This window comes from Alicyclobacillus hesperidum subsp. aegles (assembly GCF_027923525.1).
Lineage (GTDB): Bacteria > Bacillota > Bacilli > Alicyclobacillales > Alicyclobacillaceae > Alicyclobacillus > Alicyclobacillus aegles.
In genome coordinates this window covers 102082-114075 of the sequence record NZ_BSBJ01000003.1, presented here as the reverse complement: position 1 = coordinate 114075, position 11994 = coordinate 102082, and the positions used below count along the sequence as shown (strand labels likewise).

Genomic DNA, 11994 nt, shown 5'->3' with positions numbered 1-11994 from the left:
TGTGACACGATGGAGGAGGATAACCGATGGCAAAAGTCATTGGCATCGACCTGGGTACAACAAACTCTTGTGTAGCGGTGATGGAAGGCGGCGAACCGGTCGTCATTCCGAATGCAGAAGGCAACCGTACGACGCCGTCAGTCGTCGCTTTTAGCCGCGATGGCGAGCGGCTGGTCGGTGACGTTGCAAAGCGCCAAGCGATCACGAATCCGGATCGAACCATTATTTCGATCAAGCGCCACATGGGTACGAGTCATAAAGTGCAGATCGATGACAAATCGTACACGCCGCCGGAAATTTCGGCGATGATCTTGCAAAAGTTGAAGGCGGATGCGGAGGCGTATCTCGGTGAGACGGTCAGCCAGGCCGTGATCACCGTTCCGGCGTACTTCAGCGACAGCCAGCGCCAAGCGACGAAGGATGCAGGCCGCATTGCCGGACTGGAAGTGCTGCGCATCGTCAACGAGCCGACAGCTGCGGCGCTTGCCTACGGCGTCGACAAGGAAGACGATCAGACGATTCTCGTCTTCGACCTCGGCGGTGGGACGTTTGACGTCTCCATTTTGGAACTGGGCGATGGTGTGTTCGAAGTCAAGGCGACCAGCGGCAACAACCATCTGGGTGGCGATGACTTCGACAACCGGATTATGCAATATCTGATTGACACATTCCGCAAGGATACTGGGATTGATCTCAGCCACGACAAAATGGCGATGCAGCGTCTCAAGGATGCGGCAGAAAAAGCGAAGAAGGAATTGTCGTCGACCTTGACGACCACTATCTCATTGCCGTTTATCTCGGCTGACGCAACGGGGCCGAAACACCTCGAAGTCAATCTGACGCGTGCGAAGTTCGAAGAGCTCTCGGCAGATTTGATCGAAGCGACCCTCGGGCCCACTCGCCAAGCGCTGTCCGACGCTGGACTGACGGCGAACGACATCGACAAGGTCATTTTGGTCGGCGGATCGACCCGCATTCCAGCCGTACAAGAGGCTATCAAAAAGTTAATTGGCAAGGAACCGTCGAAAGGCGTCAACCCGGACGAGGTTGTCGCAGTGGGTGCTGCGATTCAGGCAGGCGTCTTGACGGGCGAAGTCAAAGACATCGTCTTGCTCGACGTCACGCCGCTGTCCCTCGGCATTGAGACGATGGGTGGCGTGTTCACGCGCTTGATTGATCGCAATACGACGATCCCGACGTCGAAGAGCCAGATTTTCTCGACGGCTGCAGACAACCAAACGTCCGTGGAAATTCACGTATTGCAAGGCGAGCGCGAAATGGCTGCGGATAACAAGACATTGGGTCGCTTTACGCTCAGCGACATTCCACCAGCACCGCGCGGCGTGCCGCAGATCGAAGTCACGTTCGACATCGACGCCAACGGTATCGTCAACGTTTCGGCAAAAGACTTAGGCACAGGCAAGTCGCAGCGGATTACCATCACCGCGTCCAGTGGCCTGTCCAAGGAAGAAGTCGACCGCATGATGAAAGAAGCGCAAATGCATGCGGAAGAAGATAAAAAGCGCCGTGAGCAGGTCGAGATTCGCAACCAAGCGGACCAATTGCTCTACCAAACGGACAAGGCGTTGAAAGACCTTGGCGACAAGGCGGATGCGGCTCTTAAGGGCGAGGCGGAGGAAAAGCAGAAGGAGTTGCGCGCGGCGCTTGAGGGGACGGACGCAGAGGCCATCAAGCAGAAATCGCAAGCGCTGACCGACGTTTTGCACAAGCTCTCGACTAAGCTTTACGAACAGGCTGCACAGTCGGCGCAAAGTGGGGAAACGACGGGAACACACGCCGACGCGGGGGCCCAGAACGCATCTGACAACGTCGTCGACGCCGACTTCACAGAAGTCGATAAAGACCAGAAGTGAATCGATCACACAGCTTGACGGTGTGCGGCTATCGTTGATATATGTGTCTGATGGCAGGGTGACGACGCCCTGCCGTCGTTGTAAGATGAACAAAGGAACTCTGCTTTGGAGGGATACCGGTGAGCAAGCGAGATTATTATGAAGTTCTCGGTGTCAGCCGGTCCGCCACGCAAGATGAAATCAAAAAGGCGTATCGAAAGCTGGCGCGGCAATACCACCCAGATGTCAATAAGGACGATCCAAACGCCCAGCAAAAGTTTGCGGAGATCGCGGAAGCGTACGACGTCCTCTCTGATTCCGCGAAGCGCGCTCGCTATGATCAATTCGGCCATCAAGATCCCACGCAGGGCTTTGGCGGCGGCGCGGGTGGGCCGGGTGCAGGCTTTGGCGATTTCGACTTCGGCGGGTTTGGGGACATTTTCGATATGTTTTTCGGCGGCGCGGGCGGACGGCCACGCGGGCCGCAGCGCGGACAGGACCTCGAATACGACTTGGAAATCGAGTTTGAGGAGGCCGCGTTTGGCGCGGAGAAAGAGATTCAAATTCCCCGTACAGAGACGTGTTCGACCTGTGGCGGCAGCGGAGCACGCCCAGGCACGCATCCCAAGACGTGCTCGGTCTGCCACGGCACGGGCGAACAACAGACGGTTACGAACACGCCGTTTGGTCGGATGGTGAATCGCAGGGTGTGTCAGGCCTGTCACGGCCGCGGCCAGATGATTGACGATCCATGTCCAGATTGTCGCGGGCAAGGCCGGCGGCGCGTGCGCCGTACGGTTCAGGTCAAGGTGCCACCCGGGGTAGACAATGGTACGCGTCTGCGAATGCCGGGTGCCGGTGAGTCGAGCCCCAATGGCGGGCAACCCGGCGACTTGTTTATCGTGATGCACGTGCGTCCGCACGAACTGTTTGAACGCGAAGGCACCAATATCTATCTCGACGTTCCTCTGTCGTTTGTGCAGGCCGCGCTCGGCGACGAGATCGACGTGCCGACGCTCGACGGCTCTGTCAAACTGCGGATTCCCGAGGGTACACAGTCTGGGACCTCGTTCCGATTGCGCGGCAAAGGGATTCCCAAGCTGGGTTCACCGGTCGCGCGTGGCGATCAACACGTTCGCGTGCAAGTCATGACGCCCACGAATTTGACCGAGCGGCAAAAGGACTTGTTCCGTGAGTTGGGCAAAGAGCTCGGCGTGCAAACGCATGAACAAGCGAGATCATTTATGGAACGGATGAAAGACGCGTTTCTCGGAAACGCGTGAGGAGGCGTGGCATGCACTGGTGGCATGTGCAGTTTCGGGTGGCGCACGAGGCTTCTGACGCGATTGCGGCGTTGCTACAGGAGTTTCCGGACGTTCAGGGAGTTCAACTGGAGGGTATCGGCGAATTCGAGCAGCCCCATCCCGAGTACGGCGAGTGGTTTGACGAGATGATTGTACCGACGCCCGACGTCGCGGTTGCGGTCTATTTCCCCGAGGAATACGATCCGGCCTCGCTGCGCGACCGCATTCAGGGCGTCATCGACCGCGTTGCCGCCGCAGGCGTGCACGTGGGCGACGGGCCCATCGACATTCGGATCGACGCAATCGACGACAGCGTCTGGCTTAACGCGTGGAAAGAGCATTACGCGCCCATTCCGGTGGGCGATTCGCTCGTCATTGTGCCGATCTGGCATGTCGATCAATTGACAGGCGATCTCGCTCGCCGCGAGCGGATCGTCATTGAGCCGGGTATGGCCTTTGGCACGGGTGCCCACCAGACCACACAAATGTGCGCTGCCGCATTGGCGGAGATCGTCACCCCAGAGGCGAGGGTACTCGATGTCGGCACCGGGACAGGCGTGCTCGCCATCGCCGCGGCGCGGCTTGGCGCACAACGTGTCACGGCCATCGACATCGATCCGGTGGCAGTGCGGGCGGCGCACGAAAACGTCGCCCGGAACGAATTGGCGGATCGCATCCAAGTGGCGGAAGGCAACTTGCTCGCGGGCTTTGCGGAGGGTGTGCAGTTTGATATCGCGATCGCGAACATTCTGCGCGACATCGTGATTTTACTCGTGCCACAGGTCGCTTCACGTATGCCGGCCGGCGGGCGCTTTTTGACGTCTGGCTATATCGACACACAGGCGCCGGCGGTCGAAGCAGCCCTGCAAAGGTCTGGCTTTACCGTCGAAAAGCGATATCAGCGCGACGATTGGGTGGCGCTCTTGGCGGTGAAGTTGTAATGTTGCCGCGCGCATTTGTCGAGGGAATCGGTGAGCCGGGGCGGACGGTTGCCATCGGCGGCGAAGACGGCCGCCATTTCGCCCGCGTTTTGCGCGTGCGTCCCGGGGAGCAGCTGGTCATTGCCTTGGACGACGGGCCATGGCTTGGGGAAATCGTCGCCGTGGAGCAGTCGGCTGTCGCCGTTTGCTTGCGCGAACGCTATCCTACTTCCGAGCCTGCCGCAGGTTTCGTCGTCGTGCAAGGCATGGCCAAGGGAGACAAGATGGAGTCGATCCTCCAGAAGTGCACGGAGATCGGCGCCATCTCTTTTGTTGTTTACCAGGCAGAGCGTTCAGTTGCCCGCATTGAGGGCAAGGTGGAGGCGAAGTTGGAGCGCTGGCGCAAGATCGTTCGCGAGGCGGCGATGCAAGCACAGCGCGATCGCGTACCTGACGTGGTGTACGCCAAGACGTTGCCCGATCTCGCTCGCTTGCTCGAAAGCAAGGGAGTGACGCATTCCCTTGTGCTCGACGAGTCGGAGCGCACCCGAGGTTTTCGCTCTGCGTTGCAGGAGGCGCCGGGTGCTTTTGTGCGGGCGATTCTGATTGGGCCGGAGGGCGGTTGGGCCGACGCCGAAAGGGACGCGTTGCACAGTCTGCCGGGGGCCTGTGCGGTGACGCTTGGGCCGCGCATTTTGCGCACAGAAACGGCGGGGATGGCCGCACTTGCAGCAGCCTTGATGCATTTTGGCGACATGGGAGGTTGATAAGGTGCCAACGGTCGCGTTTCATACGCTCGGATGCAAAGTGAACTTTTACGATACGGAAGGCATTTGGCAGGTTTTTAAGCACCGCGGCTACGAGCAGGTGCCTTTTGAGGAAAAGGCGGATGTGTACGTCGTCAACACGTGCACAGTGACGCACACCGGCGACAAAAAAAGCCGCCAGATGATTCGCCGTGCGGTCCGTACGAATCCCGATGCTGTGGTCGTCGTCACGGGTTGCTACGCGCAGGTGGCACCCGATGAAGTGGCTCGCATCGCCGGCGTCGACTTGGTCATTGGCAACGACCAGAAGTCCAAGATTGTCGATCACGTCGAGCGCGTGCAAAAAGAACAGCATCCCTACCAAAGCGTCGGCAATATCATGAAGGCGGACGCATTTGAGGAATTGGACGTCCCGTATTTCGAAGAGCGTTCGCGTGCGAACCTGAAAATCCAGGATGGTTGCAACAACTTTTGCACGTTTTGCATCATTCCGCGTGCACGTGGTTTGATTCGCAGCCGCAAGCCGGAAAATGTCCTGGCGCAGGCAACCAAATTGGCTCAAGCTGGCTATCGGGAAATCGTCTTGACGGGCATTCATACAGGCGGCTATGGCGCAGACTTTGAAGATTATCGATTGGCGCATTTGCTTGCGGACTTGGAACGAATCGAGTTGCCGTTTCGCATCCGGATCAGTTCGATTGAGGCAAGCGAGATCGACGACCATTTAATCGAGGTGCTCGGCCGTTCACAAAAAGTCGTCAACCACTTGCATATTCCTCTGCAGGCCGGCAGCGATGAAGTATTGCGGCGCATGCATCGCCACTATACCGTTGCCGAATATGCGGAAAAGTTGAAGCAGTTGCGCAAGGCCCTCCCTGATCTTGCGATCACGAGCGACGTGATCGTCGGTTTTCCGGGTGAGACGGACGCCGACTTCGAGAACACTTACGCGTTTGTTGCAAAGCAGCGCTTCTCGCAGCTTCACGTCTTTCCGTATTCACAGCGGCGTGGTACGGCTGCGGCCAAATTTAAGGATCAAGTTGCAGAAGACGTGAAACACCTTCGCGTGACACGCATGATTCAACTTTCGCAGCGCCTGGAAGCGGACTATGCACGTCAATTTGTCGGACGCCATCTCGACGTCATCGCCGAGTCGCCGGTCATCTCGGCGGATGACGAGACGCGGCGCGCGTTTGCGGCACACCCGGAGCAAAAGCGGATGCTTGTCGGTTATGCCGGAAATTACTTGCGCGTGGCATTTCGTGTCCCCGAGGGGATGCCCCTCGAAGCGCTCGTCGGCGAACGGATGCGTGTACGCATTGTTGAGACGGGCAATGGGGTGCAATTAGGGCATTTTGTCGAACAACTGACGTTTTCCGATCAGGACGAGCATGACGTCGCGGTGAGCACAGGCGGGAGGTTGACATCGTGAGCGAGCGGGTCGAACGAGCTGCAGGCGGGCTGGTTGTGCGCCAGGGAAGGCAAGGTCGCGAAGTGTTGTTGATCGACGACGCGTACGGCCAAGTCGCATTTCCGAAAGGCCACTTGGAGCCAGGTGAGACGTGGGAAGAGGCGGCGGTTCGCGAAATCTTGGAAGAGACTGGCGTGCGGGCGCGCATTGTCGGCGACATCGGGCGGATCGAATATCGGATTGAGCGCAATGGCGATCCGGTGCGCAAGCAGGTGCGGCTTTACCTCCTTCAAGCGGAGGGCGATGCGTCGCCGGTGCACCAGGTCGAGGAAGTCAACGCGGCTTACTTTTTGCCGTGGGATGAGGCAAAAGCGCGTCATGAGGAACGCGGATACCCGAATTGGGCTTTCGCCTTTGCCAAAGCGGAGGCGATCTTGGATTGGCTCGACGGCGGTTTTGAAGAGAAGTTTCGCCAGCTGTCGCTCGCCGCACCTGTGGCAGACGTCGATCAGGCATTTGTCGCCGCGCGCGCTGCGCTAAACAAGCTGGTCGCCGCCTGCCGCGCGGAAGTGCTACAGACGTTGCCCCAAGTGCCGTGGTTTCCGGCCAAAGACGTCTCCCTTCCTCGCCCAAAGCCCAGTGCCGAAGCGGTGCAAGCGGCCATCGAAAGCACATTGTTGCGCCCGGAGGCCAGCGAAATCGACATTCAAAATCTTTGCGCGGAAGCGATCCGCAAGAAGTGGCCGACCGTCTGTGTATCGCCGCGCCATGTGGCCTTGGCAAGGCGTTTTCTTGGCGCGGAACCGGTGCGCGTGTGCACGGTCATTGGATTTCCCCATGGCGCGTCGACCCCAGGTGCTTTGCGCTTTGAAGTGGCAGATGCCGTGGCGTCCGGCGCTGTCGAGATCGATATGGTGGGGCCTGTTGGCGCGCTTTGCGAGGGCGATCTCGCGAGTTGGTATCTAGCGGTCCGCGCTGTGGTCGATACCGCCCATCAGTTCGCAGACCCGCCTGTTGTCAAGGTGATTCTGGAGACGAGCGCACTCGCCATCGATGGCGTCATCAAGGGCGCCCTGGTCGCCGCGGCGGCGGGAGCGGACTTCGTTAAGACATCGACAGGGTTTCACACAGGGGGCGCGCGCATCGCGGATGTCGCCGCGATGGCGATGGCGGTTGCCGGGCGGGCTGGTGTGAAGGCTTCCGCAGGCATTCGCACCCCCGAGGCGGCCGTGCAGTTGTTGCGCTATGGCGCGGATCGGCTTGGGACGTCGGCTGCTGCTAAACTGTTGCCCTAGCCTCAGTGGGCCGGTAGCAGGCGTTCCACCAGGCTTGCGAATTGGCGAGTAAACGGCCACACGATGAGCGTGCACAAAAGGTTGAACGCCGTGTTTGCATTGGCGATTTGCTGTGCTGGATCTTCCGCGGTCATGGCCATCACGTGCGCGAATGGTTGCAGTAACGGAACAAAAGCCACGACGCCCAACACGTTGAGCAGCACGTGGGCCAAGGCGACCTGCTGGGCTGGGCGGATGGTGCCGATGGCGGCGATGACGGACGTCAGGCATGTACCTACATTGGCGCCAAGCGCGATCGCGATGCCGCCGACGACGGAAATCAAACCGTCTGCGGCCAGGGCCATAGCGATGAGCGTGGTTGCCGTCGACGACTGGACGATGGCGCTAAGGCCACAGCCAATGGCGAGCGCGAGAAGCGGCCGGGCACCCGCATGCAGGAGTGCCACATGAAACCAATTGCTCGCGGCAAGCGGTTCTAGGGATGTCTTTAAAGCCTGTAGCGAAATAAAGATGCAAGCAAAGCCAACGAGGCCTTCACCCAAGCGTCCCAGCTTCGGTTTGCGCGTGTATACCAGGATGATGCCGGCGATCAGCGCAGGCAGGACGATGCCCCAAAGGTTGAGATTCAACAGTTGCGGTGTAATCGTCGATCCGACGTTGGCGCCAAGGACGACGGCGAGGCCGCTTGGAAACGTGATGCTGCCGGCGGCGACGAGGCCGACGGCAATCGCGGTCAAGGCCGCGCTGCTCTGCAGTATCGCCGTCGCGAAGGCACCTGTGAGGATGCCGCGCGAGGGCGTTGCGACGAGCCGCTGTAGCCATTTTGTCAAGGTGCCTTCCGCCAGGCCTGTCAGACCACTGCGCATGACGCGTAGTCCGCCGAGAAAGGCGACGATGGAGAGTATCGTCGCAATCGCGTGAGTCCACATGGCAATCTCTCCTGTTCTAGGACAACCGTATGCATACACGGATGGGGCCATGCTTTCGTTTGACGAGCTTTTTTTCGCTGTACTATAATTACGACTGTCTGATGCATCGCTGGAGGGAGGGAATTCGATGTCTGAAATTCGTCTGCGCAAGAACGAGTCGCTCGACAGCGCCCTGCGCCGCTTCAAGAAGGCGACGGCTCGCGACGGCGTCTTGGCCGAGGCGCGCAAGCGCGCACACTACGAGAAGCCGAGCGTCGCACGCAAGAAAAAGGCCGAGGCTGCTCGCAAAAAGCGCCGTAGCTATTGATCATTCGGATGGCCAGGAGGACGTTCCATGGGGTTACTTGATCGTCTCAATGACGATTTGAAGCAGGCCATGAAAGAGAAGCAAAAGGTGCGGCTTTCCGTCATTCGTATGGTCAAGTCCGCGGTGAAAAACCGGGAAATCGAACTCGGGCATCCGCTCTCCGAAGATGACGTCATCGGCGTCATTCAGAAGGAGGTTAAACAGCGCAAAGATTCCCTCCAGGCGTTCCAGGATGCGAATCGAACGGATTTGGCTGAGACGGCGGAAGAGGAGATAGCTATCCTCGAATCGTATCTGCCGGAGCCTTTCACCGAAGATGAGTTGCGCGCATTGGCGTCAGAGGTCGTCGAGCGCGTTGGCGCATCGTCGAAGTCCGATATGGGCAAAGTGATGGCCGAACTGATGCCGTTGGTGCGAGGCCGCGCCGATGGTCGGCTTGTACAGCAGGTCGTTCAGCGCTTGCTATCGTGATCGGATGCATAGGCTGTTTGCCTGCACGACAATGAAATTCATTCAAACGATCGCTTAAATGGCAGGTCTCTGCCGTTTGAGCGGTCGTTTTTTCGTTGGCATCATTCGCTTGCAAAAGGTCGCAGATCCAGGTATTAGCCGCCCCGAGACGAGCATAGTCATGCAAGGGGAGGAGTTGGCCATGCCAGGATGGAAGACGCGGATTCGCAAGCGCGCCAGTGAAGTGCTCAATCTGCCTGCCGACGCGCTGCTGGACGTGCCGCGCGTCACATGCATCGGCGGATCGCAGGTGATCGTCGAGGGGGCCGATGGACTGATCGAGGTTGGCGATTCGTCTATCGCGGTCGATCTCGGTGGACAAACGCTGTGGGTGCGCGGTCATGACTTTGAAGTGACGTTAGTCACGGAGCACGAGATTCACGTGACGGGACGCGTTGTGCAAATTGAGTATCAGTCGCAAGGGGGCCTTGGCTCATGAGCGAGACGCCGATTCAGTTGGTCTGGTACGGCTCGTTGACGCTCGCGCTGCGCGGCAGGGATTTAAGCGCTTGTATCGCGGCCCTACAGCGGCGCGGCATCACGTTGCGCAACGTACGGGTACGGCGAGATTATGCCGTCGTTACGGTGAGCCTGCGTGCGTTTCCAATGGTTTATCAAGTGTGCCGACAGCATCGTGTCAAATTTCGCATTGAGGCGCGCCATGGTGCACCTTTCTGGCGCCGTCGGCTATGGCGTCGCAAGGCTTTCGCAATCGGCGCCGTAGCGTTCGTCTGTGCGATGTACGCCATGTCGTCGGTCATCTGGCGGATCGACATCCAAGGGGCCACGGATGAGGACGGCGTGGCTGAACTACGAGCCGCCGCACATGACGCCGGCCTGTATGTCGGTCAATGGCGATCGCGCCTCGCAGACCCGGCTGTCCTTGCTGAAGAGATGCTCAAGCACGCAAACAACTTTGTCTGGATCGGCGTTCAAACAACCGGGTCTGTCACGACCATCCGCGCGATTCCCAAGATTGAAGGTGCGCGGGCGGCTGCTGAACAACCGCACAACATCGTCGCGGCTCGTCCGGCCGTCATCCTCAACGTGCAGGCTACGCGTGGACGCCCCATGGTTAAGCCCAACCAATTTGTTCGCCCAGGCCAAGTACTGATTTCGGGCGTTCTGGCCGAAGGCGAACCCAATGTGCCAGCGTCGGGGAAAGTGCTGGGTGAAGTTTGGTATACATCGAATGTCACGATTCCGCTCACGATGATCCAACAGGGGTTGACAGGGGAAACGGCTACCCGCGATTATCTGTACTTGGGCTCCTGGCGGTTGCGTGTATGGGGCTTTAAGGAGCCGCAGTTTGCGGCAGTCTACGAGCGTGATGAGGGAACAGACTGGCACATTGGGCAATTTGTACTGCCTGTTCAGTGGCAGCGCGCCACGCTTTATGAGGCGTCTCCATCCGCCATCATCCAGTCGGTGGCTGCGGCTAAGGAGACGGCTCTTGTCGCGGCACAGCGCGACGTGGCGACACAAGCTGGTGGAGATAGCCGCGTCCTAGGGCAGTCTGTTTTACACGAACGAGTCGAGCGTGGTACTCTATACGAGACCATATTGACACGAGTCGAACAGGATATTGGTGCGCCGGCGCCCATACCTGCACCAGCGCCGGAATCGAGCAATAGCACATCGCAAACGCAAGGCTGAAGACGGGGGTTGGTTGACGGTTGACCGAGCAGACAGCGACGAAAAAATGGGTATTTGCGACAAATGAAGAGGCAGTGAAAGTTCTCGGGCCAAACGACTTGCTCATCCACTTGCTCAGTCAGACGTCCTCGGCGAAGGTCATCGCGCGGGGCACGGAGGTTGCGTTTGCAGGTGCAGACGATGAAGTGGCGCGTTTGCAGGCGATTTGCAGTACGGTGACGACACTCGTGCGCCACGGTATGCAGTTGGGTGAGGCAGATTATCGATACATCATTCAAATGGCAAATGCGGATGAGTTGGACAGTGTCGTCGATGTGTATACGACGGAGATTGGCGTCACGTTTAAAGGTAAAGCCATCCGCGTCAAAACCCTGGGCCAACGCCGCTATGTCGACGCCATCCAGAAAAACGATATTGTCTTTGGCGTAGGTCCCGCAGGGACGGGCAAGACCTATCTGGCGGTGGCTATGGCTGTGATGGCACTGAAACGCGGCGAAGTCAAGCGTATTGTCCTCACGCGTCCGGCTGTCGAAGCGGGCGAAAAACTAGGCTTTTTGCCTGGTGATTTGCAGGAGAAGGTCGACCCGTACCTGCGTCCGCTTTATGATGCCCTGTACGATATTTATGGACTGGAGCAAGTACAGCGTGCGCTGGAACGAGGTAACATCGAGATTGCCCCGCTCGCCTATATGCGTGGACGCACGTTGGAGGATAGCTATGTCATTCTCGATGAGGCGCAGAACACGACCGTCGAGCAAATGAAGATGTTCTTGACGCGCCTGGGCTTTCATTCAAAGATGGTGATTACAGGAGACGTCACACAGGTCGATTTGCCTGTTGGCAAGCAGTCGGGGTTACTGCATGCACAAAAAGCACTTACGGGTATTTCTGGAATTGCATTTCACACATTTTCGGCAAGCGATGTCGTACGCCATCATCTTGTACAAAAGATTATCGATGCGTACGCCGCGGAGCAGAGCGCGAACAGCTGAGCCGCCGTATGCCCGGCGGCAGCAACCCGCCGCAACAGTTCACATCTAAG

12 protein-coding genes are annotated in these 11994 nt (G+C 58.6%); 11 read left to right on the top strand and 1 reads right to left on the bottom strand.

Features of this window, described 5'->3' with window-relative positions:
* Positions 1–26 precede the first annotated feature (26 nt).
* From dnaK to deoC, 6 genes are all read left to right on the top strand, one after another.
* On the top strand, positions 27–1874 hold the full coding sequence (gene dnaK, locus QMF38_RS01775; RefSeq protein WP_058094817.1) for a molecular chaperone DnaK: 1848 nt from the start codon (positions 27–29) through the stop codon (positions 1872–1874).
* Positions 1875–1993: 119 nt separating this feature from the next.
* On the top strand, positions 1994–3136 hold the full coding sequence (gene dnaJ, locus QMF38_RS01770) for a molecular chaperone DnaJ (protein WP_006445539.1): 1143 nt from the start codon (positions 1994–1996) through the stop codon (positions 3134–3136).
* 11 nt (positions 3137–3147) lie between these two features.
* Entirely contained in the window at positions 3148–4098 is a 951-nt protein-coding gene (gene prmA, locus QMF38_RS01765; protein WP_058094818.1) for a 50S ribosomal protein L11 methyltransferase, read from the top strand.
* Positions 4098–4844, top strand: a complete 747-nt coding sequence (locus QMF38_RS01760) for an RsmE family RNA methyltransferase (protein ID WP_058094819.1) — start codon at positions 4098–4100, stop codon at positions 4842–4844. Before prmA ends, QMF38_RS01760 begins: the two co-directional genes overlap by 1 nt.
* A 4-nt stretch (positions 4845–4848) precedes the next feature.
* Positions 4849–6276, top strand: a complete 1428-nt coding sequence (mtaB, locus tag QMF38_RS01755; protein WP_058094820.1) for a tRNA (N(6)-L-threonylcarbamoyladenosine(37)-C(2))-methylthiotransferase MtaB — start codon at positions 4849–4851, stop codon at positions 6274–6276.
* Positions 6273–7550 carry a deoxyribose-phosphate aldolase gene (gene deoC, locus QMF38_RS01750; RefSeq protein WP_058094821.1) on the top strand — a complete coding sequence of 426 codons (1278 nt, stop codon included), beginning with the start codon at positions 6273–6275 and terminating at the stop codon, positions 7548–7550. The genes mtaB and deoC overlap by 4 nt, the downstream gene beginning before the upstream one ends.
* A 2-nt stretch (positions 7551–7552) precedes the next feature.
* Here deoC and QMF38_RS01745 read toward each other — a convergent pair whose 3' ends face one another.
* Positions 7553–8479, bottom strand: a complete 927-nt coding sequence (locus tag QMF38_RS01745) for a Na/Pi cotransporter family protein (RefSeq protein WP_058094822.1) — start codon at positions 8477–8479, stop codon at positions 7553–7555.
* A gap of 127 nt (positions 8480–8606) precedes the next feature.
* Here QMF38_RS01745 and rpsU point away from each other — a divergent pair, with 127 nt between their 5' ends.
* The 5 genes from rpsU (at position 8607) to QMF38_RS01720 (ending at position 11944) form a co-directional block, all read left to right on the top strand.
* Entirely contained in the window at positions 8607–8786 is a 180-nt protein-coding gene (gene rpsU, locus QMF38_RS01740) for a 30S ribosomal protein S21 (RefSeq protein WP_040288309.1), read from the top strand.
* A 27-nt stretch (positions 8787–8813) separates the two neighbouring features.
* The gene (locus QMF38_RS01735; RefSeq protein ID WP_058094823.1) at positions 8814–9257 is read left to right on the top strand and encodes a GatB/YqeY domain-containing protein; all 444 of its coding nucleotides are present in this window, start codon (positions 8814–8816) and stop codon (positions 9255–9257) included.
* A gap of 76 nt (positions 9258–9333) precedes the next feature.
* Positions 9334–9735: a YabP/YqfC family sporulation protein gene (locus tag QMF38_RS01730; protein ID WP_281758489.1), complete on the top strand. Its 402-nt coding sequence runs from the start codon at positions 9334–9336 to the stop codon at positions 9733–9735.
* A complete protein-coding gene (locus QMF38_RS01725) occupies positions 9732–10952 on the top strand; it encodes a sporulation protein YqfD (RefSeq protein WP_058094825.1) in 1221 nt (406 codons plus the stop codon). Before QMF38_RS01730 ends, QMF38_RS01725 begins: the two co-directional genes overlap by 4 nt.
* A gap of 20 nt (positions 10953–10972) precedes the next feature.
* Positions 10973–11944 carry a PhoH family protein gene (locus tag QMF38_RS01720; protein ID WP_058094826.1) on the top strand — a complete coding sequence of 324 codons (972 nt, stop codon included), beginning with the start codon at positions 10973–10975 and terminating at the stop codon, positions 11942–11944.
* Positions 11945–11994: the final 50 nt, after the last annotated feature.

What these genes read in the sequence shown, in the direction of transcription:
- dnaK (WP_058094817.1), top strand. Translation starts at nt 27, where the DNA reads ATGGCAAAAGTCATTGGCATCGACCTGGGTACAACAAACTCTTGTGTA.
- prmA (WP_058094818.1), top strand. Translation starts at nt 3,148, where the DNA reads ATGCACTGGTGGCATGTGCAGTTTCGGGTGGCGCACGAGGCTTCTGAC.
- QMF38_RS01760 (WP_058094819.1), top strand. Translation starts at nt 4,098, where the DNA reads ATGTTGCCGCGCGCATTTGTCGAGGGAATCGGTGAGCCGGGGCGGACG.
- QMF38_RS01745 (WP_058094822.1), bottom strand. Translation starts at nt 8,479, where the DNA reads ATGTGGACTCACGCGATTGCGACGATACTCTCCATCGTCGCCTTTCTC.
- rpsU (WP_040288309.1), top strand. Translation starts at nt 8,607, where the DNA reads ATGTCTGAAATTCGTCTGCGCAAGAACGAGTCGCTCGACAGCGCCCTG.
- QMF38_RS01735 (WP_058094823.1), top strand. Translation starts at nt 8,814, where the DNA reads ATGGGGTTACTTGATCGTCTCAATGACGATTTGAAGCAGGCCATGAAA.
- QMF38_RS01725 (WP_058094825.1), top strand. Translation starts at nt 9,732, where the DNA reads ATGAGCGAGACGCCGATTCAGTTGGTCTGGTACGGCTCGTTGACGCTC.